24 protein-coding genes are annotated in these 24,683 nt (G+C 66.3%); 17 read left to right on the top strand and 7 right to left on the bottom strand.

The window, feature by feature from the left end:
• Positions 1–3 precede the first annotated feature (3 nt).
• The 9 genes from QRN34_RS18095 to QRN34_RS18055 all read left to right on the top strand — a co-directional run bounded on the left by QRN34_RS18095 (position 4) and on the right by QRN34_RS18055 (position 11,584).
• Positions 4–1,047: a sugar ABC transporter substrate-binding protein gene (locus tag QRN34_RS18095; RefSeq protein ID WP_285406680.1), complete on the top strand. Its 1,044-nt coding sequence runs from the start codon at positions 4–6 to the stop codon at positions 1,045–1,047.
• 17 nt (positions 1,048–1,064) lie between these two features.
• Positions 1,065–2,225 carry an ABC transporter permease gene (locus QRN34_RS18090; protein ID WP_285406678.1) on the top strand — a complete coding sequence of 387 codons (1,161 nt, stop codon included), beginning with the start codon at positions 1,065–1,067 and terminating at the stop codon, positions 2,223–2,225.
• A gap of 11 nt (positions 2,226–2,236) precedes the next feature.
• Entirely contained in the window at positions 2,237–3,025 is a 789-nt protein-coding gene (locus QRN34_RS18085) for an ATP-binding cassette domain-containing protein (RefSeq protein WP_285406676.1), read from the top strand.
• Positions 3,026–3,040: 15 nt separating this feature from the next.
• Entirely contained in the window at positions 3,041–5,011 is a 1,971-nt protein-coding gene (gene iolC, locus QRN34_RS18080; protein WP_285406673.1) for a 5-dehydro-2-deoxygluconokinase, read from the top strand.
• Positions 5,008–6,909 (top strand): 3D-(3,5/4)-trihydroxycyclohexane-1,2-dione acylhydrolase (decyclizing), encoded by a 1,902-nt coding sequence (iolD, locus tag QRN34_RS18075; protein ID WP_285406670.1) that lies wholly within the window; start codon positions 5,008–5,010, stop codon positions 6,907–6,909. Before iolC ends, iolD begins: the two co-directional genes overlap by 4 nt.
• The gene (gene iolE, locus QRN34_RS18070; protein WP_285406668.1) at positions 6,906–7,814 is read left to right on the top strand and encodes a myo-inosose-2 dehydratase; all 909 of its coding nucleotides are present in this window, start codon (positions 6,906–6,908) and stop codon (positions 7,812–7,814) included. The genes iolD and iolE overlap by 4 nt, the downstream gene beginning before the upstream one ends.
• A complete protein-coding gene (gene iolB, locus QRN34_RS18065) occupies positions 7,811–8,608 on the top strand; it encodes a 5-deoxy-glucuronate isomerase (RefSeq protein WP_285406665.1) in 798 nt (265 codons plus the stop codon). Before iolE ends, iolB begins: the two co-directional genes overlap by 4 nt.
• Before the next feature lie 25 nt (positions 8,609–8,633).
• A complete protein-coding gene (locus QRN34_RS18060) occupies positions 8,634–10,157 on the top strand; it encodes a CoA-acylating methylmalonate-semialdehyde dehydrogenase (protein ID WP_285406662.1) in 1,524 nt (507 codons plus the stop codon).
• Between the two features lie 116 nt (positions 10,158–10,273).
• Positions 10,274–11,584 carry a carbohydrate porin gene (locus QRN34_RS18055; RefSeq protein ID WP_285406661.1) on the top strand — a complete coding sequence of 437 codons (1,311 nt, stop codon included), beginning with the start codon at positions 10,274–10,276 and terminating at the stop codon, positions 11,582–11,584.
• Between the two features lie 295 nt (positions 11,585–11,879).
• On the opposite strand, the gene QRN34_RS18050 is transcribed toward QRN34_RS18055, so the two are convergent.
• Positions 11,880–12,071, bottom strand: a complete 192-nt coding sequence (locus QRN34_RS18050) for a CPXCG motif-containing cysteine-rich protein (protein WP_036139759.1) — start codon at positions 12,069–12,071, stop codon at positions 11,880–11,882.
• A gap of 114 nt (positions 12,072–12,185) precedes the next feature.
• On the opposite strand from QRN34_RS18050, the gene QRN34_RS18045 reads away from it, so the two are divergent.
• From QRN34_RS18045 to msrB, 4 genes are all read left to right on the top strand, one after another.
• Positions 12,186–12,890 carry an HAD family hydrolase gene (locus QRN34_RS18045; RefSeq protein WP_285406658.1) on the top strand — a complete coding sequence of 235 codons (705 nt, stop codon included), beginning with the start codon at positions 12,186–12,188 and terminating at the stop codon, positions 12,888–12,890.
• Positions 12,891–12,956: 66 nt separating this feature from the next.
• Positions 12,957–13,904 carry a YihY/virulence factor BrkB family protein gene (locus QRN34_RS18040; protein ID WP_285406656.1) on the top strand — a complete coding sequence of 316 codons (948 nt, stop codon included), beginning with the start codon at positions 12,957–12,959 and terminating at the stop codon, positions 13,902–13,904.
• Positions 13,901–14,248 carry a glycine zipper 2TM domain-containing protein gene (locus tag QRN34_RS18035; RefSeq protein WP_285406654.1) on the top strand — a complete coding sequence of 116 codons (348 nt, stop codon included), beginning with the start codon at positions 13,901–13,903 and terminating at the stop codon, positions 14,246–14,248. Before QRN34_RS18040 ends, QRN34_RS18035 begins: the two co-directional genes overlap by 4 nt.
• Positions 14,249–14,326: 78 nt before the next feature.
• The gene (gene msrB / locus QRN34_RS18030) at positions 14,327–14,929 is read left to right on the top strand and encodes a peptide-methionine (R)-S-oxide reductase MsrB (protein ID WP_285406651.1); all 603 of its coding nucleotides are present in this window, start codon (positions 14,327–14,329) and stop codon (positions 14,927–14,929) included.
• 164 nt (positions 14,930–15,093) lie between these two features.
• Here the strand turns inward: msrB and QRN34_RS18025 are convergent, their stop codons facing one another.
• Together QRN34_RS18025 and QRN34_RS18020 are read right to left on the bottom strand one after the other, a co-directional pair.
• Positions 15,094–17,430: a S9 family peptidase gene (locus QRN34_RS18025; protein ID WP_285406648.1), complete on the bottom strand. Its 2,337-nt coding sequence runs from the start codon at positions 17,428–17,430 to the stop codon at positions 15,094–15,096.
• Between the two features lie 88 nt (positions 17,431–17,518).
• Entirely contained in the window at positions 17,519–18,334 is an 816-nt protein-coding gene (locus QRN34_RS18020) for an SDR family oxidoreductase (protein ID WP_285406647.1), read from the bottom strand.
• Between the two features lie 170 nt (positions 18,335–18,504).
• Between QRN34_RS18020 and QRN34_RS18015 the strand changes: the two genes are divergently transcribed.
• Complete coding sequence (locus tag QRN34_RS18015) at positions 18,505–18,963, top strand: PA2169 family four-helix-bundle protein (protein ID WP_285406645.1); 459 nt, start codon at positions 18,505–18,507, stop codon at positions 18,961–18,963.
• Positions 18,964–19,169: 206 nt separating this feature from the next.
• Here QRN34_RS18015 and QRN34_RS18010 read toward each other — a convergent pair whose 3' ends face one another.
• From QRN34_RS18010 to wrbA, 3 genes are read right to left on the bottom strand one after another with little or no spacing between them, the layout of a single operon-like run.
• A complete protein-coding gene (locus QRN34_RS18010; protein WP_285406643.1) occupies positions 19,170–19,694 on the bottom strand; it encodes a hypothetical protein in 525 nt (174 codons plus the stop codon).
• Between the two features lie 60 nt (positions 19,695–19,754).
• Entirely contained in the window at positions 19,755–20,528 is a 774-nt protein-coding gene (locus QRN34_RS18005; RefSeq protein ID WP_285406641.1) for a YdcF family protein, read from the bottom strand.
• Between the two features lie 40 nt (positions 20,529–20,568).
• On the bottom strand, positions 20,569–21,168 hold the full coding sequence (gene wrbA / locus QRN34_RS18000) for an NAD(P)H:quinone oxidoreductase (protein WP_285406639.1): 600 nt from the start codon (positions 21,166–21,168) through the stop codon (positions 20,569–20,571).
• Between the two features lie 115 nt (positions 21,169–21,283).
• On the opposite strand from wrbA, the gene QRN34_RS17995 reads away from it, so the two are divergent.
• Genes QRN34_RS17995 through QRN34_RS17985 form a run of 3 tightly spaced genes read left to right on the top strand, consistent with a single transcriptional unit; the run spans position 21,284 to position 23,074 of the window.
• On the top strand, positions 21,284–22,252 hold the full coding sequence (locus QRN34_RS17995; RefSeq protein WP_285406638.1) for a hypothetical protein: 969 nt from the start codon (positions 21,284–21,286) through the stop codon (positions 22,250–22,252).
• 58 nt (positions 22,253–22,310) lie between these two features.
• Entirely contained in the window at positions 22,311–22,487 is a 177-nt protein-coding gene (locus QRN34_RS17990) for a hypothetical protein (RefSeq protein WP_285406637.1), read from the top strand.
• Between the two features lie 26 nt (positions 22,488–22,513).
• Positions 22,514–23,074, top strand: a complete 561-nt coding sequence (locus QRN34_RS17985; protein WP_285406635.1) for a hypothetical protein — start codon at positions 22,514–22,516, stop codon at positions 23,072–23,074.
• Here the strand turns inward: QRN34_RS17985 and QRN34_RS17980 are convergent.
• Entirely contained in the window at positions 23,062–24,636 is a 1,575-nt protein-coding gene (locus QRN34_RS17980; RefSeq protein WP_285406633.1) for an alpha-amylase family glycosyl hydrolase, read from the bottom strand. The two genes, QRN34_RS17985 and QRN34_RS17980, sit on opposite strands and share 13 nt — an antisense overlap.
• Positions 24,637–24,683: the final 47 nt, after the last annotated feature.

The raw sequence follows: 24,683 nt of genomic DNA, 5'->3' as shown, positions 1-24,683 counted from the left end.
TATATGCGATCCAAACTTTTCCACGCCTCGTTGGCGGCAGCCCTCGCCCTCGGTCTCGGCCTTGCCGCCCCTGCCTCGCAGGCCGCGCCCGGCGACCGTTATGTCCTGGTGACCCACGCCGCCGATTCCGATTCCTGGTGGAACACGATCAAGAACGCCATCAAGCAGGCGGGTGAGGACTTCGGCGTGGAGGTGGACTACCGCGGCTCCGGCAACGGCGATCTCTCCGAAATGGCGCGCCAGCTCGAGTCCGCCGCCGCGCGCAACTACAAGGGCGTGTCGTTCGACATCGCCAGCTTCGCGGTACTGAAGTCGCCGGCGGCGAAGATTTCCGCCAAGGGCATTCCCATCGTCACGATCAACTCCGGCACCCCGGACGAGAGCAAGAAGATCGGCGCGATCATGCACGTAGGCCAGGGCGAGTACGACGCCGGCAAGGCCGCTGGCGAGCGCGCCAAGGCCAAGGGCGTCACCAGCTTCGTCTGCGTCAACCACTACGCCACCAACAACGCCTCGTTCGAACGCTGCAAGGGTTTCGCCGACGCCATCGGCGTGAAGGACTGGCGCAAGACCTCGATGATCGATTCGGGCATGGACCCGACGGTGGTCGCCAGCAAGGTCAGCGCCTACCTGCGCAGCAACCCGAAGACCCAGGCCATCCTGGCCCTCGGCCCCAACGCCGCGGAGCCGACCATCAAGGTGGTCAACGACATGCACCTGGCCGGCAAGATCGACTTCGGCACGTTCGATCTCTCCCCCGCCATCATCAACGGCATCAAGTCCGGCACGATCCAGTACGCGATCGACCAGCAGCCGTACCTGCAGGGCTACATGGGCATCGCCGCGCTGGTGATCGCGCATGACGAGAAAACCAACGACCCGGCGAAGATCATCGCCGCGCTCAAGGCCAACCCGAAGTTCCAGGCCCGCCTGAAGCAGTACGACCTGAAGCCCGTCTACACCGCCACGGGGGTCAGCTCCGGCCCGGCCTTCGTCACGAAGGACAACGTGGCCACCGTCGAGAAATACGCCGGTCAGTACCGCTGATCGCCGGGGAATGAACCATGAGCGCCATCAATGAGAGCGTGTCAGACATGATCCAGTCCAACCGCGCGAAAGCGCCGGAAGCACCGACCTCCACGGACGAACGCGTGCGACGGGTATCCCCGTGGCGCATTCTCCTCGACCGGCCCGAACTCGGGTCGATCGCGGGCACCGTGCTCGTCTTCGTCTTCTTCGGCATCTTCGCCCGCGGCTCGGGCATGTTCGCGCTCGATGGCGTGATCAACTGGGCGCAGGTAGCGGCGTACCTCGGCATCCTGGCCGTGGGCGCCTGCCTGCTGATGATCGCCGGCGAGTTCGATCTGTCGATGGGTTCGATGATCGGCTTCGCCGGCGTCCTGGTCGCCATTCCACCGATGTACCTGGGCTGGCCGCTGTGGGCGGCCGTGCTCTTCGCCTTCGTCGGCTGCATGGCGCTGGGTGCGCTCAACGGCTACCTGGTGGTGCGCACCCGGTTGCCGTCGTTCATCGTCACCCTCGCTTTCATGTTCATCCTGCGTGGCCTCACGCTGGTGCTGTCCACCAGCTTCGCCAACAGCACCATCGTCAGCGGCGTGGGCGACAAGTTCGCCGAGGACCCGCTCATCAATGCGCTGTTCTCGGGCACCACGCTGCACTGGCTGTTCACCGCGCTGGCCGGCATGAACCTGATCGAGAAGCTGCCCAGCGGCGATCCCGTGGTCGGCGGCATTCCCAAGGTGCTGGTGTGGTGGCTGGTGATGGGCCTGGCCGCCGGCTTCGTGCTGGCGCGCACCCGCTTCGGCAACTGGATCTTCACCGTGGGCGGCGACGCCAACGCCGCCAAGAACGTCGGCGTGCCGGTGCGCCGGGTCAAGGTGTCGCTGTTCGTGCTCACCGCGTTCTGCGCCTGCCTGTTCGGCGTGCTCCAGGTCGCCGACGTGGGTTCCGCGGCCGCCGATCGCGGCCTGCAGAAAGAGTTCGAAGCCATCATCGCCGTGGTCATCGGTGGCGCGCTGCTTACCGGCGGCTTCGGTTCGGTCATCGGTGCCTGCTTCGGCGCACTGATCTTCGGCGTCGTGCAGATCGGCATCTCGTACACCAACATCGATTCGGACTGGTACCGCGTGTTCCTCGGCGGCATGTTGCTGCTGGCGGTGCTGTTCAACCATTACATCCGCAGCCGCGCTGCGAGTACCAAGTGAGGACCGCCCGCATGGCCGACGATTACATTCTCGAACTGGACAACGTCAGCAAGTTCTTCGGCAGCGTGATCGCCCTGCAAGGCGTGACGTTGCGGTTGCGGCGCGGCGAAGTGCATTGCCTGCTCGGCGACAATGGCGCCGGCAAGTCCACGCTGATCAAGACCCTGGCCGGCGTGCACCAGCCCAGCACCGGCGAATACCGCGTCGAAGGGCAACCCGTGAAGTACGGCTCGCCGCGCGAGGCGCTGGACGACGGCATCGCCACCGTTTACCAGGACCTGGCGCTGGTGCCGCTGATGAGCGTCGCGCGCAACTTCTTCGCCGGGCGTGAGCCGCAGCGGAAGGTGTTCGGGCTGATTCCCGTCATCGACATGCGCTACGCCAACGAGACGGCGCGCGAGAAACTGGCCGAGATGGGCATCCGCGTGCGCGACGCCAGCCAGCCGGTGGGCACCATGTCCGGTGGCGAGCGGCAGTGCCTGGCCATCGCCCGCGCCATCCATTTCGGCGCCAAGGTGCTGATCCTGGACGAGCCCACCGCGGCTCTCGGCGTCAAGCAGTCGTGCAACGTGCTCAAGCTGATCCACAAGGCGCGCGAGCGCGGCATCTCGGTGATCTTCATCACTCACAACGTGCACCACGCCTACCCCATCGCGGACAGCTTCACGCTCTTGAACCGCGGCCAGTCCATGGGCACCTTCGCCAAGGCGGATGTCACCAAGGAAGCCGTGCTCGACATGATGGCCGGCGGCACCGAGATCCAGAGCCTGGTCGACGAACTGGAAGGCCGCGCGGCCTGAACACGGAAAACCCCCATGCGTAGTCCCCTGCCCCGCTCCGCCTCCCGCCCCATCGACGTCGCCTGCCTCGGCCGGCTCGCGGTGGATCTCTACGCCCAGCAGATCGGCGCCCGCCTGGAGGACGCCACCAGTTTCGCCAGGTACCTCGGCGGGTCCTCGGCCAACGTCGCCTTCGGCACGGCGCGACTGGGCCTGCGCTCGGCCATGCTCGCCCGCGTCGGCGACGACCACATGGGCCGTTTCCTCACCGAGACGCTGGACGCCGAGGGCTGCGACATCAGCCAGGTCACGGTCGACCCGGACCGCCTCACCGCCCTGGCCATCCTGGGCATCAAGGATCGCGAGACCTTTCCCTTACTGTTCTACCGCGACAACTGCGCCGACATGGGGCTGACCGCGGAGGATATCGACGAGGCCTTCATTGCCCGCTGCCGCGCGCTGGCCATCACCGGCACGCACCTGTCGCAGCCGGGCGTGCATGCCGCGGCCACGCGGGCCATCGACCTGGCCCGCCAGCACGACGTGCGCACGGTGCTCGACATCGATTACCGTCCGGTGCTCTGGGGCCTGACGGGCAAGGGCGACGGCGAGCGCCGCTTCGTGGCCGCCGATCATGTCACCGCGCACCTGCAGGCCAGCCTGCCGGGCTTCGACCTGATCGTCGGCACGGAAGAGGAATTCCATATCGCCGGCGGCAGCGAGGACCTGCTTGCGGCACTGCGCGCGGTGCGCGGCATCAGCGCCGCCACCCTGGTGGTCAAGCGTGGCGCCATCGGCTGCAGCGTAATCGACGGGCCCATTCCCGAGCGCATCGACGACGCCCCGACTTACCGCGGCGCGCGCGTGGAAGTGCTGAACGTGCTCGGCGCGGGCGACGCCTTCCTTTCCGGTTTCCTGACCGGCTGGCTGGACGGCGAGTCCGTGGAGCGGGCCTGCGCGTTCGCCAACGCCTGCGGCGCCATCGTGGTGTCCCGCCACGGCTGCGCACCGGCCATGCCCGCCCGTGCGGAGCTCGAAGCATTCCTCACCCGTGAAGGCGGCATCCCGCGGCCTGATCTCGACGCCGAGCTGTCCCACCTGCACCGCACCGCCGTGCCGCGCAAGGCGTGGAACGACCTGTATGTATTCGCCTTCGACCACCGGGTGCCGTTCTTCGAGCTGACCCGCGAAGCCGGCGGCGACGAAGCTCGGCTGCCGCGCCTGAAGGAGCTGCTCGTGGACGCGGTGGCCGCCACCGAACGCGCCGGCCACCTGCAGGGCCATGTCGGCCTGCTGGCCGACGACCGCTACGGCCAGGATGCGCTGAACGCAGCCACCGGCCGCGGCTGGTGGATCGGCCGGCCGGTGGAAGTGCCCGGCTCCTGCCCGCTCGAACTCGAACGCGGCCGCTCCATCGGCAGCCAGCTGATCGCGTGGCCGCGCGAGCACGTCATCAAGTGCCTCGTGGCCTTCGACCCCGATGCCACGCCCATGGAGCGCGTGGAACAGGAAACCCAGATCCGTTCGCTCTACGATGCCGCCGTCATCAGCGGCCACGAGCTGCTGCTGGAAATCATCCCGCCGTGCACGGGCGGCCCCGCTCAGCGCGACGAGCTGGTGCTGCGCTCGATGAAACGCATCTACAACCTCGGCATCCGCCCCGACTGGTGGAAGCTGTGCCCGCCGCAGCGCGACGCGTGGCAGGGCATCGACGCCCTGATCGCCGAGCGCGACCCGCATTGCCGCGGCGTGCTGCTGCTCGGCCTGAACGCCCCCGAGGCGGTCCTAGCGGCCGGCTTCGCCGATGCCCTGGAGAGCACCACGTGCCGTGGCTTCGCGGTGGGCCGCACCTTGTTCAGCGAACCGGCGAAAGCCTGGCTGGCGGGGCGGATCGACGATGAGACGCTGGTCGCCCAGGCGCGTGCGGCGTTCGAACGGATGATCGCCCTGTGGCGCGAAGGCCGTCGTGCCCCGCAGGCGCCGATGCGGGAAGGCGCCGCGGCATGACCACGCCCTCCTCTCCCCCGGTCACCGTCCGGCTGACCACGGCGCAGGCGTTGGTCCGTTACCTCGCCGCACTGCAGGGCCGCGATCCGGACAGCGATGTGTCCGCGCCGCTGTTCGGCGGGGTCTTCGCCATCTTCGGCCACGGCAACGTGGCCGGGCTGGGTGAAGCGCTGCACGGCATCCGCGACACGCTGCCGACGTATCGCGCGCACAACGAACAGGCGATGGCGCATACCGCCATCGCCTACGCCAAAGCGCACATGCGCCGGCGGATGATGGCCGTCACCACGTCCATCGGACCGGGTGCCACCAACCTCGTGACGGCGGCGGCGCTGGCTCACGTCAACCGCCTGCCGGTGCTGTTGCTGCCCGGCGACATCTTCGTCTCGCGCGCTCCGGATCCGGTGCTGCAACAGCTGGAGGATTTCGGCGACGGCACCGTCTCGGTCAACGACTGCCTGCGTCCGGTGTCCCGCTACTTCGACCGCATCGTGCGTCCGGAACAGTTGCTGACGGCGCTGCCACGGGCCATCCGCGCGCTCACCGATGCCGCCCTCTGCGGCCCGGTGACGCTGGCGTTGCCGCAGGACGTGCAGGCCGAGGCGTACGACTGGCCGCTGGCCTTCTTCGAGCCGCGCGAGATCGTGTTCCGCGCGCCGCAGCCCACCGACGACGAACTGATGCACGCGCTGGACGCCATCGAGGCGGCCGAGCGTCCGGTCATCGTGGCCGGCGGCGGTGCCCTGTACGCCAGGGCCACCCCGCAATTGCTGGCCTTTGCCGACAAGCACGGCGTGCCCGTGTGCGAGACCCAGGCCGGCAAGGGCGTGCTGCCGTGGAACCACCCGCTGCATCTCGGCCCCGCGGGCGTCTGCGGCTCCACCGCCGCCAACGCCCTGCTGCGCGACGCCGACCTGGTGATCGCCGTGGGCACGCGACTGCAGGATTTCACCACCGGCTCGAATGCCCTGTTCGCCCACGTGCCGATCCTCTCGGTCAACGTCAATACGTTCGACGCGCTCAAGGGCAACGGCCTGGAAGTGATCGGGGATGCCGCACGCGTGCTGGACGACCTGGGCTTCGGCCTGGAGGACTGGACCGCTCCGGAAGCCTGGACATTGCGCGCGCGCCAGGTGGCCGGGGCATGGCTGGACATCGTGGCGCGCACCACGGATGCCCGCCAGCCGCCGGCAGGCCGCCTGCCCTACGACGGCGAAGTGATCGGTGCCGTGCAACGCTCGTCGTCACGCTCCACGCAAGACGACGTGGTCGTCTGCGCCGCGGGCACGCTGCCGGCGGAACTGGAAAAGCTGTGGCGAACCGAAACACCCGGCGGTTACCACATGGAATACGGCTACTCGTGCATGGGATATGAGATCGCCGGCGGGCTGGGCGTGAAGATGGCCCTGCCCGACCGCGAGGTGGTGGTCATGGTCGGCGACGGCAGCTACCTCATGATGAATTCCGAGATCGCCACCTCGGTGATGCTCGACGCCAAGCTCATCGTCGTGGTGCTGGACAACCGGGGTTACGGCTGCATCAACCGGCTGCAACAGTCCACCGGCAGCGCTGCGTTCAACAACATGTTCGACGATTGCGTGCAGGGCCGGCACGGCGCACCCACCATCGATTTCGCCGCGCATGCCCGCGCCATGGGCGCGATCGCCGAGCACGTCGCCGACATCGCCGGCCTGGAGGCCGCGATGGAACGCGCGCGCGCCGCCGACCGCACCTACCTCATCAGCATCGATACCGACCACACGCGCACCACGGACGAAGGCGGCGCCTGGTGGGAGGTGGCGATCCCCGAAGTATCGTCGCGCGACGCCGTGCGCGACGCCCGCGCCGGCTACGACACCGCCATCGTGGCCCGCAAGACCAGGAACACGCCCGCATGAAAAACGATCCCATCCGCATCGGTATCAACCCCATCTCCTGGAGCAACGACGACCTGCCTTCGCTCGGCGGCGAGATCCCGTTGTCCACCGCACTCACCGAAGGCAAGGCCATCGGCTACGAGGGCTTCGAACTGGGCAACAAGTTTCCCAAGGAGCCGGCCGCGCTGCGCGACCTGATGGCCGGCTACGGCCTGGACGTGGTGTCCGGCTGGTATTCGGGGCGCGTGGCCGAGCGGTCCGCGCAGGACGAAACCGTGGCCGTGGAAAAGCACCTCCGTCTGCTGGCCGAGAACGGCTGCAAGGTCATGGTCTACGGCGAGGTGGCCCACGCCATCCAGGGCGAGCCGGTGCCGCTGTACAAGCGCCCGCGTTTCCGCACGGCCGACGACTGGAAACGCTACGGCGACAACCTCACCGCGTTCGCGAAGTTCACGCTGTCGCACGGCGTGCGGCTGGCCTACCACCATCACATGGGCGCCTATGTGGAATCGCCCGAGGATGTAGACCAGCTGATGGCCCACACCGGCGACGAAGTGGGCCTGTTGTTCGACAGCGGCCACACGTACTTCGGCGGCGGCGACCCCCTGGCCGTGCTGGACCGCCACATCGGCCGCATCTGTCACGTGCACTGCAAGGACGTGCGTCCCGGCGTGGTGCGCCTGGCACGCAACCGCCACTGGACCTTCCTCGAATCCGTGCTCAATGGCGCCTTCACTGTGCCGGGCGATGGCGTGATCGATTTCGCCGCGATCATCGATCGCCTGAAAACCCACGGGTACACCGGCTGGCTGGTGGTCGAGGCCGAGCAGGATCCGTCCGTGGCACCCAGCTATGCCTTCGCCAAGAAAGGCTACGACACGCTGCGTCACCTGCTGGACCGCGCGACGGTCGGGGAGGCCGCATGAGCCTGCTGGTCAAGGCGATGCCCACCGGCGAGGCCATCGTCAAGGTCACCCCGGAAACCGCCCACTGGAAACACGTAGGCTTCGAAGCACGCCGCATCGCGGCGGGATCGACGCTGGAGATCGCGCTGCCGGACGGTCGCGAGGGTTGCCTGGTGGTGCTCGTGGGCCGCGTGGACATCGCGGTGGCGGGCCACTCGTGGAAGGATCTCGACGGACGCGCCAGCGTGTTCGAGGACCGCGCGCCGCACGCGGTCTATGCGCCGCCCTCATCCGTGTACACGGTGACCGCGCATACCGATGCCGAACTGGCGCTGGCGTCCGCGCCGGCCACCGGCAAGTTTCCCGCGCGTCTGATCGACCCGGCGACGATGAAGCGTTCCACGCGCGGCACCGGCGCCAACACGCGCTACGTGTGCGACATCCTGCCGGAAACGGAGGACGCGGAGTCGCTGCTGGTGGTCGAGGTGCTGACCCCGGCAGGGCATTCGTCCAGCTACCCACCGCACAAGCACGACACCGACGCCCTGCCGGAAGAGAGCGTGCTGGAAGAGACCTACTACCATCGCGTCGATCCGCCGCAGGGTTTTGCCTTCCAGCGTGTCTACACCGACGAGCGCGACATCGACGAGTCGATGGCCGTCGGCAACCACGACGTGGTGATGGTGCCGCGCGGCTACCACCCGGTGGTGATGCCGCACGGCTACCGCGGCTACTACCTCAATGTCATGGCCGGCCCGAGCCGCGCCTGGCACTTCCGTAACGATCCCGCCCACGAATGGATGATCGCGCGCTGACCGCGCCGCATCGGAGTAACCGAACATGTCCGCCCAGCCTTCCGCCTCCTCCCTTCCCCGTATCGGCCATTTCATCGACGGCAAGCCCTATGCCGGCTCGCCCTCCGGCACGGCACCGGTCTACGACCCGGCGCGCGGCGTGCCCGCGGCCGAGGTGGACCTCGCGTCGGTCGCCGATGTCGATGCCGCCGTGCGCGCGGCGCATGCCGCGTTCCCGGCATGGTCCGACACGCCGCCGCTCAAGCGTGCGCGTGTGATGTTCCGCTTCAAGAACCTGATCGAGCGCGACCTGGACCGCCTCGCGCGCATCATCGTGGCCGAACACGGCAAGGTGCTTTCCGACGCGAAAGGCGAAGTGATCCGCGGGCTGGAAGTGGTCGAATACGCGTGCGGCATCCCGGAACTGCTCAAGGGTGAGTACACCGAACAGATCGCCAACGGTATCGATGCCTGGACGATGCGCCAGGCGCTGGGCGTGTGCGCCGGCATCACCCCGTTCAACTTCCCCGCCATGGTGCCGATGTGGATGTTCCCCATGGCGCTGGCCTGCGGCAACACCTTCGTGTTGAAGCCGTCCGAACGCGATCCGTCGCTGGCGGTGGAGCTGGCCCGGCTGTTGCAGGAAGCCGGCCTTCCCGACGGCGTGTTCAACGTGGTGCACGGCGACAAGACCGCGGTGGATGCCCTGCTGGAACATCCGCTGGTGCGTGCGGTGAGCTTCGTCGGTTCCACGCCGATTGCCGAATACATCTATGCGCAGGGTTCCGCCAGGGGCAAACGCGTACAGGCACTGGGCGGCGCGAAGAACCACATGATCGTCATGCCCGACGCCGACCTCGACAAGACGGCGGACGCACTGATGGGCGCGGGTTACGGCGCCGCCGGTGAGCGCTGCATGGCGATTTCCGTGGCCGTTGCCGTGGGCGAGGCCACCGCCGATGCGCTGGTGGCGAAGCTCGCGCCGCGGGTGAAGGCGCTGCGCATAGGTCATGGCCTGGACGAGACGATCGAGATGGGCCCGGTGGTCACCGGCGTGCATCGCGACCGTATCACCCACTACATCGACGACGGCGAAGCGGCCGGTGCCGAGCTGGTCGTGGACGGCCGCGGCTATCAGGTCGCCGGTTGCGAACAGGGCTTCTTCGTGGGCGGCACGCTGTTCGACCGCGTCACCCCCGCCATGCGCATCTACAAGGAAGAAATCTTCGGACCCGTGCTCTGCGTCGTTCGCGTGCCGGATTTCGCTAGTGCCCTGAAGCTGGTGGACGAGCATGAATTCGGCAACGGCACGGCTATCTTCACCCGCGACGGCCAGGTGGCCCGCGAATTCGCCCACCGCGTTCAGGTGGGCATGATCGGCATCAACATCCCCATTCCCGTGCCGATGGCCTTCCACAGCTTCGGCGGCTGGAAGAAGAGCCTGATGGGAGACCACCACGCCCACGGCCCGGAATCTGTGCGCTTCTACACAAGACAGAAAGCTGTCACACAGCGTTGGCTGAACCACGACGAAAGTGCGGGGGCAGAATTCGCGATGCCCACACATTAGTCTGACAAAAACATTATGATGCGGCGGGTTGGACGCGCGGGGAGCTATTGTGCGTTGCAACTTAGATAATCAAAAGCCATAAACGCAAAAGCATAAATTTTCAGGGAGAAGGACACATGCTCAACGTACTCGCTAAGCGTCCCATCGCCGGCGTGCTGCTCGCATGCCTCGGCCTGGCTGCCACCGCGGCGCACGCCGACGACCTCGCAACCAGCAAATACCTGTTCGGTGACTGGAACGGTGAACGCACGCGGCTCGAAGACGCCGGCGTGAAGTTCGACCTCGGTTACGGCGGTGAAGCGGCCCACAACTACTCGGGCGGCACCAAGAACATCACCCGTTACACCGACCAGTGGAAGCTGGGCGCCGCGTTCGACCTGCAGAAGCTGTGGGGCTGGAACGGCGCGACGTTCAACATCGTGGTTACCGATCGTAACGGCCGCAACATCGGCGCCGACGCCAACATCGGCAACAACCAGCTGATCCAGGAAGTCTACGGTCGCGGCCAGACCTGGCACCTGACGGTCTTCTCCCTGGTGCAGAAGTTCTTCGACGATCGCCTGACATGGAAGATCGGCCGCCTGCCGGTCGGCGAGGACATCAACCAGTTCTCGTGCGACTTCCAGAACCTGACCTTCTGCGGCGCGCAGCCGGGTAACATCGTGGGCGACTACTGGGTCAACTGGCCGACCAGCCAGTGGGCCACGGTGCTGAAGCTGGATACCTCGAAGGAAACCTTCGTCCAGATCGCCGCCTACCAGGTCAACCCGAAGTACGTCGACGACTCCTACGCGCGTCACAACGGCCTCAAGCCGAACTTCCCCGGCGGCACCACCGGTGCGCTGATCCCGCTGGAGTTCGGCTGGAAGCCGATGGTCAACGGCCTGCCCGGTTCGTACCGCGCCGGCGTCTGGTACAACACGTCCAAGGGTAACGACCTGTACCTCGACGTGAACCGCCAGCCCATCGCACTGACCGGCAACGAGCCGCTGCAGCACGATTCCCGCAAGGGCGCATGGATCACCTTCCAGCAGCAGGTGTCCGGCGAAGCCGGCGGCAACGGCACCACGGTGTTCCTGAACATCGCGTCGGCCGACCACGAGACGTCCGCAACCAACAACCAGATCTCGCTGGGCATGGAGTACAAGGGCATCTTCGATCGCCCGAACGACTTCATCGGCGCCGCCATCGGTGGCTCGCACGCCAGCGGTTACGCCGCGAAGAACCAGCGCCTGGTCAATGCCATCACCGGCACGGACGGCATCGTCAACGACGGCTACGAGAAGGTCGCCGAAGTGTTCTACAGCTACTCGCCGATCCCCTCGATCGCACTGCGTCCCAACCTGCAGTACATCAAGGATCCGGGCGGCAGCAAGCAGAACGACGACGCGCTGGTGCTCGGCCTGAAGATGTCGGTGGCGTTCTAAGCCGCTCCGTCATCGGTGTCATCGAGAAGGCCTGGGGAGACCCGGGCCTTTTCTTTGTGTGGGGGGCTGGGTCGCCCACATCGTGGGCTCCTACACGGCTGCGGTGGCGTGGAGGGCCGGATCGCCCACATCGTGGCTCCTACAGCGCGGCGTCGCGTTGCCGTTGTAGGAGCGGACGATGTCCGCGATCCACCGCCATCTACGTTTGCGTTCGGAACCGCCCGCATGGATGGATGGCATGGCTTCATTCGATGTGGGCAGGGTGACGGATCGCCCACATCGTGGGCTCCTACAGTTAGCCCTCATTCTCCGCCGACGCATCCAGCGCGAACGAATCGTCGCCCTCGTCCACCGTCAGGCGCATCACGATCGGCCGGCAGCAGACCTGGCAATCCTCGATGTACATCTGGCTGCCGCCCGACGTATCGACGGCCACCTCGATGGTCTCGCCGCAGTAGGGGCAGGCGACGTCGGTAAACTCATACATATGGAATAGTCCCAGGACAGGCGCGCGGTTGCGCGCGGCATCGATTGACGGCAACCTGCGAGGTTCCGCTTTAACGATGTCGCACGCAACCGTGCGCGCAGGAACCTTGCCTTCATGATCGAGATGGTCGGCTTCGACGGCGACGACACGCTGTGGCGTAGCCAGGAATACTACGACGACGCCCAGGCGGCCTTCGAGGCCATCCTGGGCCGGTATGTCGATCTGGCCGCGGAGGGCCTGCGCACGGCCCTGCTGGCCACGGAGCGCGGCAACATCGCGCTGTTCGGCTACGGCGCCAAGGGCATGGCCCTGTCCATGATTGAATCGGCGATCGAACTGACCGACGGGCGCATCGAGGCCCGCGACATCCATCGCATCGTACGCCTGGCCAAGGACGTGCTCGGCCACCCGGTCGAGTTGCTGCCCGGCATCCGCGAGGCGGTGGAGGCCGTGGCGGCGACCCACCGCGTGGTGCTGATCACCAAGGGCGACCTCTTCCACCAGGAAGCCAAGGTGGCCCACTGTGGGCTGGCCGGCATCTTCCACCGAATTGAGATCGTCTCGGAGAAAGATACCGCCACGTACACCCGCCTGCTACGGGAGTTCGGGCTCCCGCCGGAGCGCTTCGCCATGGTCGGCAACTCGCTGAAGTCGGATATCGCCCCGGTAGTCGCCCTGGGCGGCTGCGGGGTGTACATGCCCTACCACAGCACCTGGGAGCACGAGCGCCTGACCGGCTTCGCCATGGGCGAGCGCGTGGCCGAGGTGGCCGGCGCCGAGGCCATCCCCGGCGCCATCGCGTCACTGCACGCCGCCTGAGCCCAGTCCACGCCATCTTCGCGCCCCAGCCGCGAAGCTGGCTCGGTCGATTCGGGAGGCGAACACGTGCATGCGAGGTTGAAGATGGGCTGGCGGGTCGTCAGCACCACGGTAAAGGGATTCAGCGACGATGAGCTGATGACGCGCGCCGCCGCGCTCGCCTTCTACTCGGCGCTGTCGTTCGCGCCATTGCTGGTGTTGCTGCTGTGGGTGGTGGCCTCGCTCCGTCCCGAGTGGCAGGCCCAGCTGATCGACAGCCTGAACGGCCTGGTCGGCTCGCGCGCCGCCGAAGCCGTGCGGCTGGTGATCGAAAACGCCAAGCAGAAGCCCAGCGTGGGCAGCGTGGCCGGGATCATCGGCCTCGGCGTCACCCTGGTCGGCGCCTCCGCCGTGTTCGCCCAGCTGCAAGGCGCCCTGAACCGGGTCTGGGGGCTGCAGCCGAAGCCCGGCAAGGCCACCCATGCGATCCTGACGTGGCTACGCGCGCGCCTGCACGCCCTGGGCCTGCTGCTCTCGCTGGCCTTCCTGCTGGTGATCTCGTTCTCCGCCAGCGCCATGATCGCGGTGTTCGTCCGCGGCGGCACCACCGGCTGGCACGTGCTGGAGACACTGATTTCCCTGGCCGTGTTCGTCGTCATCTTCGGCGCCATCTACAAGGTGCTGCCGGATGCCATCATCGAGTGGCGCGATGCCGTGATCGGCGCCAGCCTGACCGCCCTGCTCTTCGTGGTGGGCAAGTTCGCCATCGGTTTCTACCTGGAGCGCAGCAACGTCGGCGGCCCTTACGGTCCGGCGGGCAGCGTGGTGGTACTGCTGGTCTGGGTGTACTACTCGGCCCTGATCCTGCTGCTGGGCGCCGAACTGACCGAGGCCGTGGCCGAGGCGCGGGGCACCCCGATTAAACCGCGGCCATACGCCATGTCGATCAAGCCCGAGCCGGCGCAAGTATTTGACCCCTCCGTCACGAGGCCGGGGGTATCCCTGTCGCAGCCCTATAAGGAGGATGCCCCATGAAGACCCATCTGCTCGCCGCCACCCTGTTCGTCGTCGCCACCGGTGCGGCCGTGACCGCTCCCCCGGCCGATGCCCAGAGCCGGCGCAGCCAGCACCAGGTCTGCCGCGACGTCCAGACCAAACAGATCCAGTCCAAGGACAATAACCGCCTGATCGGCACCGGCGTGGGCGCCGTGGCCGGTGGCCTGCTGGGCAACCAGGTGGGCGGCGGCAAGGGCAAGACCCTGGCCACGGTGGCCGGTGCGGTCGGCGGCGGTTACGCCGGCAACCAGATCCAGAAGAACAATCAGAACAAGCACGCGACCTACGAGACCCACCGTGAGTGCCATTGGGTGAACGACTGATCGTGTAAGCCAGACCCCCACGGTCCGGTCTTATCGGAAGGGTGCCACCGGGCACCCTTCCTGCTTTCCGGAGGTTCCATGCGCCACGCCGATCCCGATCGCCGCCGTTTCCTGGGCGTGTTTGCCGCCACGGTCGCGGCCTCCGCCTCGCTGCCCTTCGTCCTGCGCGCCATTAGGCCCGCCATGGCCGCCGAGGCCCCGCCCGCGCCGCAGGGCGGCACGGTGACCCTCGACGCCTTCGCGCCCGACAAGAAACCGCTGGGGCCCCATCCCGAGGCCCGCGTGGTGCTGACCGACGACCAGTGGAAGGCGAAGCTGGGCACGAAGTCGTATTACATCACCCGCCAGGAAGGCACCGAGCCGGCCTATACGGGCGAGAACTGGGACCGGCATGACAACGGTATCTACCGCTGCATCGGCTGCGACACGGCGCTGTACGACTCGGCCACCAAGTTCGAGTCCGGCACGGGGTGGCCCAGCTTCTGGAAGCCGATCTCGAAACGGAACGTGGTGGAGAAGATCGACCGCAGCCTGCTCGAAGAGCGCACGGAAGTGAAGTGTGCCCGCTGCGACGCCCACCTCGGCCACGTGTTCGACGATGGCCCCGATCCCACCGGCCTGCGCTACTGCATGAACGCCGGCGCCATGCACTTCGCCCCGGTACCGACAACCGCCGGGTAGGAGCGCATGCCTCTAGGTCGCAGCTTTTCGCGCAACCCGACAAACCCGAGTGTAGGAGCGCACGCACGTGCGCGACATGTTTTGAGGCCGAACGTCCGGGGTTACGCGCTAGCCCGTCAGATTCGGCGAACACATTTCGCGCACATCGTGCGCTCCTACATGGGTTAATTGCGGGGCGGCATGGGGGTGAGCTGGAATTCCTTGGGCGGTGTTTCCCCCTTGAGGTAGCGCACGAAGTAGTCCCAGCGCCGACGCGTCATGTACGGCGTGGCATCACCGTAGCCGTGGTGCGCGTTGGGGATCATGACCAGGTCGAAATCCTTGTTCGCCTTGATCAGCGCATCGACCACCAGCAGCGACTCGTACGGCGGGACGTTATCGTCCATCGTGCCGTGCGCGATCATCAGGTGACCCTTCAGGCCGCTGACCCACTTCTGGTTGGCTTGGTCGTCGTAGTTGCTCTTGCCGTCCTTGTCCTTGACCAGCAGGCCCTGCCACTTCTCGGCCCAGTCGTCCTCGTAGTTACGGTTGTCGTGGTTGCCCGACTCCGAGATGCCCACCTTGAACACGTCCGGGTAGCGGAACATGGCCGTGGCCGTGGCGTTGCCGCCGCCGGAGTGGCCCCAGATACCCACGCGATCGCCGTCCAGCCAGCTGTACTTCTGCACCAGCTGCTTCACCGCCAGCACCTGGTCGGGCAGCGTGTTGTCGCCGATGTTCTGGAAATACGCATCGTGGAACGCCTTGGAGCGCCACGGCGTGCCCATGCCGTCCACTGCCACGACCACGAAGCCCAGCTCGGCCAGCGCCTGGTTGTCGCCATGGGCGGGGAGGAAGCTGCGCGTGCGGATCGAGCCCACCTGCGGGCCCGGGTAGATGTAGACGATCAGCGGGTATTTCTTCGACGGATCGAACTTCGACGGCTTGAACATCTGGCCGTAGAGGTCGGTCTTGCCGTCACGCGCCTTCACGGTGAACGCGGTGGGCGGCACCCAGCCGGTGGCCTTCAGGCGCGAGATATCGGCATGGGCGATGTCCTTGACCGTCGCACCGGTATCCGAACGGCGCACCAGCGCCACCGGCGGCGTGTCGATCGTGGAATACGAATCGAAGAAGTAGGTGCCGTCCTTGGAGAGGCTGACCGTATGGTCGGCGTTCTCAGGCGTCAGCAGGGTCAGGCCCTTGCCGTCGAAACCCACCTTGTAGAACTGCTGGTAGTACGGATCGACGCCCTTCTCGCGACCCACGCCACGGAACCAGATCGTCTTCGTCTTCGGGTCGATGCGCAGCACCTCGGTGACGTTCCAGTCGCCCTGGGTGATCGCCTGCTCCAGCTTGCCGGTCTTCAGGCTGTACATGTACAGGTGGCCCCAGTTGCTCCGCTCGGAGAACCAGATCACCTGGTCGGTCTCGGGCACGTATTGCCAGTTGACCGTGCCGTTGCCGCTCTCGAAATAGGTCTTGGCCTTTTCCTCGAACACCGTGCGCACGTCGCCGGTTTCCGGGTTGGCGACGCGGAACCATTCGTGCGTGTGATCGCGCGAAGTGGACACGAAGGCAATGCTCTTGCCGTCGCCCGCCCAGCGCACGTCGTCCCACATGCCGGGGCTGCACGACACGTCGTCGCAAAGCGAAGAGCGATGCTGGTCGGCGGGCATCTTGAAGCGCACCACGGTTTTCGTCGGCACGTCGATCACGACGCGCTCGATCATGGTCACGTCCTTGTCGCCGGGCAGCGGGTATTTCCAGGTGTCCACCTTGGGATGGCCGACGTTGGTGGTGACCAGGGTCATCTCGCCGGTCTTGCGCTGGTCCTGCTGGAACGTGGCGATCTTCTTCGAATCCGGCGACCACACGAGGATCGCCTCGTCGGTGTGCTGCCAGCCGGCGTTGTCCGTGGCGTAACCGAAATCCTTGATGCCATCGGTGGTCAGGCGCGTTTCGGCACCCGTGGCCAGGTCGCGCACCCACAGGTTCCAGTCGCGGATGAAGGCCTCCGACTTGCCGTCCGGCGACTTCAGGCCCGGCTCATCGCCGTAGGGCTTGCCGGCCGCGTCCTTCTTCACCGCGGCGATCTCGCACTTGCCGATCGCCTTGTCGCAGACGTAGTGCTTGCCGCGCGAGGTCACGTCCAGGCCGTCGTCCGGGCGGACGACGAACGTGCTCACCGGCAGCTTGCCGGGCTCCACCTTCGTGCCCGACGCCTTCGACAGCGCGGCGGCCAGCTTGTCGCGGTCGAACGCGCGCGAGGCCTGGCCCGTGGCGGCATCGACGGTAAGGAACTGGTCGCCGTCCTTGTCGTGGTCGCGGTACCAGAAATGGCCGTCGTCGACCCAGGTGACCCGCTGGACGGAGTGGTCCACCAGCGTGGAAGCGTGGCCCAGGAAGGAATCGGCACGCTTGTAGTCGTCGAGGGTGACGGCCTGCGCGGACGCCGCGGCGGCCCCGATCAGTCCGAGGAGGACGGCGCCGGAAAGCGCCGCGGTGCGTTTGGTCGACATAGGGGTTCCCCATCACAGCAACGGCGCAGGGCGCGCCGCGAACCGGACGAGGCTATCCCCCACGCGCGCCCGCGGCGTATGCCATTGGTCACGGGTGCGGACGACGCCCCACCCGGAAGCGCCGACCCTGCCGTTCGATCATGGCCAGCGCCAGCGCATCGGGCAGCAGCTTGAACAGGGACTTGATCGCCGTGTTGACCCGGCCGTTGACGTAGACGGCCTTGCCGGCGTCGGCCGCGTCCAGGCCCTGTCGCGCCACCGTGGCGGCGTCCATCCACAACCAACGCGGCATCTTCGAGACCAGCTCGCGCGATCCGGTCACGTCGTGGAACTCCGAATAGGTAAAGCCCGGGCACACCGCCGTGGTATGGACACCGGTGCCCTTGCCCTCGAGCGCCAGCGACTGCGACAGCTTGATCAGATAGGCCTTGGACGCCGCATACAGCGTGTGCCCCGCCGAGCCGGGCAGGTGGCCCGCCAGCGAGGCGATGTTGACGATCCGGCCATAGCCACGCGCCTGCATGGACGGCAACAGGCGCCAGGCCAGTTCCGTCGGGGCGGTCATCAGCACCTGGATGAAGTCGGCATGCGCGGACCAGGGCTGCTCGTGGAAATACCCGCTGACGCCGTAGCCGGCGTTGTTGACCAGTACGTCGATCGCCAGGCCTTGGGCCTCCAGGGCCGCGACGAGTGCCTCCGGACCGTCGGGACGGGCCAGGTCCAGCGGGGCCACGATCGCTTCGATGCCGTGCCGGTGGCGCAATTCGGCAGCGAGCTTTTCCAGGCGGTCGGCCCGGCGTGCGGTGAGCACCAGGTCGTGGCCGCGACGGGCCAGTTCGCGGGCGAACGCCTCGCCGATGCCGGCGGATGCGCCGGTGACCAGCGCGCGACGATTCGATGCCATGGACGTTCCTCGATACATGTTCGCGATGCGAAGTATGCACCCGCGTTACATGAACGGGGCCCCGGTGTGTTCATGGATGAGACGCGGCTTTCACGGATTCATGCACCCCGTGACCGCGATGCTTGGGCTCCTTTAAACGACTCGATCCGAGTCATCCCTGGAGCCCGACCATGACCAGCAACGACCACGATATCAAGGTTCTCAACAGCCTCATCGAGACCACCATCGACAGCGCCGAGGGCTACGGCGAAGCCGCGAAGGATGCCGAGAACACCCGTTACGCCTCGACCTTCCAGCAGCGCGCCGGCGAGCGTCGCCAGGCCGCGCAGGCCCTGCAGGCACAGGTCCGTGCACTGGGTGGCAACCCGGAAGACGACGGCACCATCCTTGCCAAGGCGCACCGCATGTTCGTCGAGCTACGCGCGAAGATGAGCTCGAAGGACGACACCGCGATCGTCGACGAAGTCGAGCGTGGCGAAGACCACATCAAGCACAAGTACGAAGACGCGCTGAAGGACACCGAAGTCTCGGCCTCCAGCCGCGCCGTGATCGAGCAGGCCTATGTGTCGGTCAAGACCGGCCACGACCAGATGCGCGACCTCAAGCACGCCCTGCACGGCACGAACTGATCGTCCATTGATCGGTAAAAAAAACGGGCCCACTGGGCCCGTTTTTTTTTGTCGCCGCAACCTGCCGTCGTAGGAGCCCACGATGTGGGCGATTGCGGTGTAGGCGATCCCGGTAGCCATTCCCGCGTCGGTGATGGCTTTCATCATCGTCGACGCGGGGGGACGAGCATCGCCCACATCGTGGGCTCCTACACGGCCTTTTTGCTTTACTTGGCGGCCGGATCGGGCTCTTCGTTCATCAGCGCGTTGATCTGGCCCTTGTGCGCTTCGTAGAAGGCCACGTTCTTCTGGTTGACCTTGGACTGGTCGACGTAAGCGGCCATCTGCGGGTTGCCCTTCGCTTCCGAGGCGATGGCCGCATTGGTGACGGCGAGGTTGGCGAGCAGGAACTCGCGCGGCGTGAAGCCGTACTTCTTGATCAGCGGCGCGATGCGCGGATCGGAATCCGTGACCTGCTTGGCCAGGTCGTCCAGCGAGTGGATCTTCGAGAAATCGGTCTTGGCGTCCTTGGGCTTGATGCCCTGCGCCTTGGCTTCCTGCGACACCTTGACGATGCGGTTGAACACGTCGTCGGTGAGGTTGAAGTTCTGGATGGCCTGCTTGTCGGACGCGGGAATCTGCGATGCCGGATTGGCGGCGGCCGGGGCCGGGGCGGCCTGCTGGGCAAACGATGCCACCGGCGCGAGGGTAGCGGTAGCCAGCAGCGCGGCAAGGATATAACGAGACTTCACGGGCAACTCCTTCAGGGATAGGTCCGTGGTGGACGTGGCGATAGCTTAAGTGGCCGGATGTTATGTGTTCGTGGGCGGCGTTGCGCTTCCTTCAGGAAGCTTCGGGCCGTTCCAGCCCATCAGGTTGTAGAAATCGTAGCGCCACACACCCACGTATTCATGGATGGCGAAATCGGCAAACGAGAGGTTTTCCGAGGTGGGCAGCCAGTCGTAGCGGGCCGTGACGTAATCGCCGCGCACCGGCTCGCCGTGTATGCCGAAGTGGTCGAAGTAGATCATCGCCCGGCGCAGGTGCACCGCCGAGGACACCAGCACCACCTTGTCCGCACCGTAGGACATCAGCAGCGGCTTGCTGAACTGCGCGTTCTCGAAGGTGTTCATGCTGCGCGATTCCAGCAACAGGTCCACGCGCGGCACACCCAGCCGATCGAGGCTGATCGCATACACATCGGCCTCGGCCTGCTTCAGGCGCGCTGCATCTCCCCCACTCACCTCCACCTTGCAGTCGGCACCGGTGGCCTTGCACGCACGATAAAGCTCGGCGGCACGAAGGATGCGGCCGTTGGCGTAGAGACTGGGTTCGATGGATCCCGCCCCGCTACGCACCGTACCGGCACCGAGCAGGACGATGGCGTTGCGCTGCCCCCACTGGGCCACGTCAGGCGCATAGCCCGCCTGCAGGTTGGACAGCAGAAGGCCGGTCAGCGGGCCGCAGCCGGCGAAGAACAGCCAGCCGACGGCCAGCACCATCAGCACGCGGCCGGCGAGACGGCGGCGCAGGCGCATCGACAGCAAGGCGATGGCCAGGAGGATCAGGAAAAGGATGAGTGTCATGGGGCCGAGCGTAGCAAAGCCCCATGGCATTTGTTGCGCGTCAGCCGAACAGTTTCGTCGCGATCTCGGCAATATGCTTGCCCTGGAAACGGGCACCGGCCAGTTCGTTCTCGCTGGGCTGACGCGACCCGTCGCTGGCCGCGATCGTGGTAGCGCCGTACGGGCTGCCGCCGGTCACCTCGTCCAGCTTCAACTGGCCCTGGAAGCTGTACGGCAGGCCGACCGGGATCAGGCCGAGGTGTAGCAGGTTGGTGATCAGGGAGAACAGGGTGGTCTCCTGCCCACCGTGCTGCGAGGCCGTCGAGACGAACGCGCCGCCCACCTTGCCGTTGAGGGCACCGCGCGACCACAGCGAGCCGGTCTGGTCGAGGAAGGTGGCCATCTGGGCGCTTAGCCGGCCGTAGCGGGTGCCCGTGCCCAGGATGATCGCGTCGTAGGACTCCAGCTCGTCCACCCGGGCGATCGGCGCCGCCTGGTCCAGCTTGAAATGCGAACTGCGCGCCACGTCGTCCGGCACCGTCTCCGGCACGCGCTTGATGTCGACCTGGGCACCCGCCTCGCGGGCGCCTTCCGCCACGGCCTGCGCCATGGTTTCGATATGGCCATAGGCCGAGTAATAAAGAACGAGCACCTTCGCCACGGCGAATCTCCTGTATCGAAAAGGGGGAGTGGCCACCGTAGGGCCGCCGGTGTTTACACCACGTGGTGGCGGGACGGTAAAGTGGGCCACCTGGCATATCGGACGCCTTTCCCTCGTGTCGATCGAAGAAGCGATCACGCCCACCCGAAGCGAGCCGCTGACCGCGGAGCGCGCGTACGAGTTGTACTGGGCCGACGTGCTGGGCGAGGCACCCGTCTTCTACTGCATCGGCCAGGGGTGCACCGCCCAGCTGATCTGCGCCTGCCTGGAGAAACCCGAGCAGAACCTGCGTATCCGCCCGTATTTCCGCTCCCGCCGGATCGACGACCACGCCGACACCTGCGAGGTGGTGCACGCCACCGGCGAGGCCAGGAAGGACAAGCAACCCGACGTGTTCGAGGCCGAGCGCCCCGCCGATCATTTCCGCGCGTTGCCGGCCGTGAGCAACTCGGCGGCCATCCCGCCGGGTCCGGGCACACCACCCGACCAAAGCCCGCCGACGCCCGGCAATCCCGCCGCCACCCGCCCCCGCCGCGTCACGGCCGCCGGAGCCATTCGACGGCCCAGCCACTACTACCGCCTCTCGTCACTGGTGCAGAAATTCCTCGAACACCGCCGTGACCACGACCTCGCCGAGGCCCAGGTGGAGATCGGTGGTGAGACCACCACCTACGAAGCCCTATTCCGCAACGTCTTCCGGCAGAAAGTGGCCGACCTGACCGGCACCCGGGCGGTATGGTGGGGTGCGGCCTCCCTGCGCGCCACGAAGGAGGGCGGGTATTACCTGAAGTTCTCGCGCCCGTTCCGCCACGGCGATGACGAACTGCGCCCGACCATCACCCTCACCGCGAAAGATATCGACGCTTACCCCGTGCGCAAGCTGCTGCGCGCCCGGCTGGACAAGCTGATCGCCGAATCCGGCGGCTACTGCGTGGTGTTCGTGTGGGCGAAACCGTGGATGCCCAAGGACGCCGAGAAACCGTTCGTTCGTTTCTATGCCAACAACCTGGACCACATCGACGTGCGCGGACCAGAGATCCTTCAAGAGCTCGCGAGTACGTCGCGGATCAAGGCCGGGCCCTGAGCGAGGTCATGGTCCGCATCCTGACGCCAGCTTTACCCTCGAACGCTAATATGAGGTCATGGTCCGCAAACGCCGCTTACGCCTCCCCTTCGTGCGTCGCCCCCGTGACGCCAAGGGTGATTTTGACGATGCCAATTACGATGGCGGCGTGTCCGGCGGGGCTTACTTGCGCCACATCGTCATGGTAGCCGTGCTGCTGGTCGTCATCGCAGGTATCCTTCGCTGGTCGACCTAAGCCATGGCACGAGAGGGATGGACCCCATGAAGTATCTGATGATGTTCGCGTTGCTGATGCCCCTGACCGTGCGCGCCGATGACGGTCTCGTTGTGACTCTCGCGAAACCGGCGAATCCCATTGATGCGGAACGCGGCGTGATTGAAGTAACCATGCGCAACGATGGCGCCAAGCCGCTTTACCTCGCGCCTTGGTCCACTCTCCGACATAGTTATTTTTTCAACGTCTTCTGCATTCGTGACGCCCAGGGCAAGGTTTCCGAGCACCGAATCAATATGGGCAAACCCGTCGCAGATGCGGCATCTTTCCAAACGCTTGCCCCGCATTCGACCCAAACCTATCGCGTCGATCTGGATCGAGTGTACGACCTACCCGATGGGGCCGTAGACGTGACTTACACTCGCCAGACTGTCTACGATATGCCGGATTCAGAATCTGAGGCCGCATTGAAATGGACGGAGCCCAGCAATACCCTACACCTATGGATCAATAGGTCGTTGCTGCGGCCCGCCAAAGACCACGCCGACTGGCAACCTCAAGTGGTCTACAACACAAACTGCAACGGCGAGTTCGCTCACCCCAGGTAGATCCGCCCCTCGGATGCCTGCAGCGCACCGCGCCGGATATCCCCCCGCGTGGAAAGCACGCACGGTCCGACCGGCTCGTCGATCGGCAATTCCGCCGGTGCATCGGTGAAATTGAGTACGACCACGAGACGTTCATCACCCTCGACGCGCTCATACGCCAGTACCGCATCACTGGCGCCGAGGATACGCACGTTGCCTGCGCTCAGCGCCCGCGACGCCCGGCGCATCCACAGCAACGAGCGATACAACGACCAGATCGACGCAGGATCGGCGGACTCCGTCGCCACGTTACGGGCCGCCACGTCGTCGCCCAGGCGCAGCCACGGCACACCATCGGTGAAGCCGGCGCCCGGTGCACCAGTCCAGCGCATCGGTGTGCGCTGCGGGTCACGGCCCAGGCCCTTGTCCGGCTCGTTGAGTTCGAACGGATCGCGCACTTCCGCACGCGGGATGGCCACGTCGCGCATGCCGATCTCGTCGCCGTAATACAGCGTCGGCGTACCCCGCAGGGTCAGCAGCAGCATCGCCGCAATGCGGGCCTGCGCGTCGCCCACGCGCGAGGCAATGCGAGGCTTATCGTGGTTGCCCAGCACCCAGTTGGGCCAGCCGCCCGGCGGCAGTGCCGCCTCGTACCGCTCGACCAGCGAGGCGATGTCACGCGCGTTCCAGGGGGCGCCGATCAGCAGGAAGTTGAACGGCAGATTGGCGCCCTGCAGGCGGTCGCCGTAATAGGCGACGATGCGCTCCAGTGGCAGGTAAAGCTCACCGATCAACACGCGATCGGGAAACTCGTCGACCACCGCGCGCATCGCGGCTACCACCTCTATGGTTTCCGGCAGGTCGGCGATGTGGGTCGGCAGGAAACGGTTGGCCTCCGAATCGATGCCCTCGCGGTAATCCGGATTGAGCGGGTTGTCGCGGAACTGCGCGTCCTTCATCACGTGGTACAGCACGTCCACGCGGAAGCCGTCCACGCCCCGGCGCAGCCAGAAACGCATCGACTCGAACATGGCCTCGCGCAGCGCGGGGTGACGCCAGTTGAGGTCGGGTTGCTTGTCCAGGAACAGGTGCAGGTAATACTGGCCGGTGGTCGCGTCCAGCGTCCAGGCACTGCCGCCGAAGTTGGACAGCCAGTTATTGGGCGGCCCGCCGCCGGGGGCAGGATCGCGCCAGATGTACCAGTCGCGGAACACGCTGTCGCGCGAACGGCGGCTCTCACGGAACCACGGGTGCTCGTCGGAGCTGTGGTTGGGCACGAAATCCAGGATGATCTTCAGCCCCAACGCATGCGCATCGGCGATCACGGCATCCATCCGCGCGATGTCACCGAACAGGGGATCGACGCCGCGGTAGTCGCTGACGTCGTAGCCAAAGTCGGCCATCGGCGAGGGATAGGTCGGCGAGATCCAGATCGCGTCCACGCCGAGGTCGGCCAGGTAGGGCAGCTTGCCGCGCAGCCCTTCGAGATCGCCGATACCGTCGCCGTTCGCGTCGGCGAAGGAGCGGGGGTAGACCTGGTAGATGACGCCCTCGCGCCACCAGCTACGTGCTGTCATCGTCATGCGGCAAAGCGTGCCGGGGCCGATGTGTAGGTAATGCCTTCACGCCC

The organism is Luteibacter sp. ME-Dv--P-043b (assembly GCF_030209605.1).
In the GTDB taxonomy this organism is placed as follows: Bacteria; Pseudomonadota; Gammaproteobacteria; order Xanthomonadales; family Rhodanobacteraceae; genus Luteibacter.
Note: the sequence above shows the minus strand (reverse complement) of the source record. Positions and strands in the feature narration are given on the sequence as shown.

Excerpts from the sequence above, each read along its gene's own strand:
- iolB (WP_285406665.1), top strand. The coding sequence starts at position 7,811 with ATGAGCCTGCTGGTCAAGGCGATGCCCACCGGCGAGGCCATCGTCAAG.
- QRN34_RS18015 (WP_285406645.1), top strand. The coding sequence starts at position 18,505 with ATGACCAGCAACGACCACGATATCAAGGTTCTCAACAGCCTCATCGAG.
- QRN34_RS18020 (WP_285406647.1), bottom strand. The coding sequence starts at position 18,334 with ATGGCATCGAATCGTCGCGCGCTGGTCACCGGCGCATCCGCCGGCATC.
- QRN34_RS17990 (WP_285406637.1), top strand. The coding sequence starts at position 22,311 with ATGGTCCGCAAACGCCGCTTACGCCTCCCCTTCGTGCGTCGCCCCCGT.
- QRN34_RS17985 (WP_285406635.1), top strand. The coding sequence starts at position 22,514 with ATGAAGTATCTGATGATGTTCGCGTTGCTGATGCCCCTGACCGTGCGC.
- QRN34_RS17980 (WP_285406633.1), bottom strand. The coding sequence starts at position 24,636 with ATGACGATGACAGCACGTAGCTGGTGGCGCGAGGGCGTCATCTACCAG.
- QRN34_RS18045 (WP_285406658.1), top strand. The coding sequence starts at position 12,186 with ATGATCGAGATGGTCGGCTTCGACGGCGACGACACGCTGTGGCGTAGC.
- QRN34_RS18055 (WP_285406661.1), top strand. The coding sequence starts at position 10,274 with ATGCTCAACGTACTCGCTAAGCGTCCCATCGCCGGCGTGCTGCTCGCA.
- QRN34_RS18025 (WP_285406648.1), bottom strand. The coding sequence starts at position 17,430 with ATGTCGACCAAACGCACCGCGGCGCTTTCCGGCGCCGTCCTCCTCGGA.
- QRN34_RS18090 (WP_285406678.1), top strand. The coding sequence starts at position 1,065 with ATGAGCGCCATCAATGAGAGCGTGTCAGACATGATCCAGTCCAACCGC.
- QRN34_RS18005 (WP_285406641.1), bottom strand. The coding sequence starts at position 20,528 with ATGACACTCATCCTTTTCCTGATCCTCCTGGCCATCGCCTTGCTGTCG.
- QRN34_RS18050 (WP_036139759.1), bottom strand. The coding sequence starts at position 12,071 with ATGTATGAGTTTACCGACGTCGCCTGCCCCTACTGCGGCGAGACCATC.
- QRN34_RS18035 (WP_285406654.1), top strand. The coding sequence starts at position 13,901 with ATGAAGACCCATCTGCTCGCCGCCACCCTGTTCGTCGTCGCCACCGGT.
- iolE (WP_285406668.1), top strand. The coding sequence starts at position 6,906 with ATGAAAAACGATCCCATCCGCATCGGTATCAACCCCATCTCCTGGAGC.
- iolC (WP_285406673.1), top strand. The coding sequence starts at position 3,041 with ATGCGTAGTCCCCTGCCCCGCTCCGCCTCCCGCCCCATCGACGTCGCC.
- QRN34_RS18085 (WP_285406676.1), top strand. The coding sequence starts at position 2,237 with ATGGCCGACGATTACATTCTCGAACTGGACAACGTCAGCAAGTTCTTC.
- QRN34_RS18060 (WP_285406662.1), top strand. The coding sequence starts at position 8,634 with ATGTCCGCCCAGCCTTCCGCCTCCTCCCTTCCCCGTATCGGCCATTTC.
- iolD (WP_285406670.1), top strand. The coding sequence starts at position 5,008 with ATGACCACGCCCTCCTCTCCCCCGGTCACCGTCCGGCTGACCACGGCG.
- msrB (WP_285406651.1), top strand. The coding sequence starts at position 14,327 with ATGCGCCACGCCGATCCCGATCGCCGCCGTTTCCTGGGCGTGTTTGCC.
- QRN34_RS18095 (WP_285406680.1), top strand. The coding sequence starts at position 4 with ATGCGATCCAAACTTTTCCACGCCTCGTTGGCGGCAGCCCTCGCCCTC.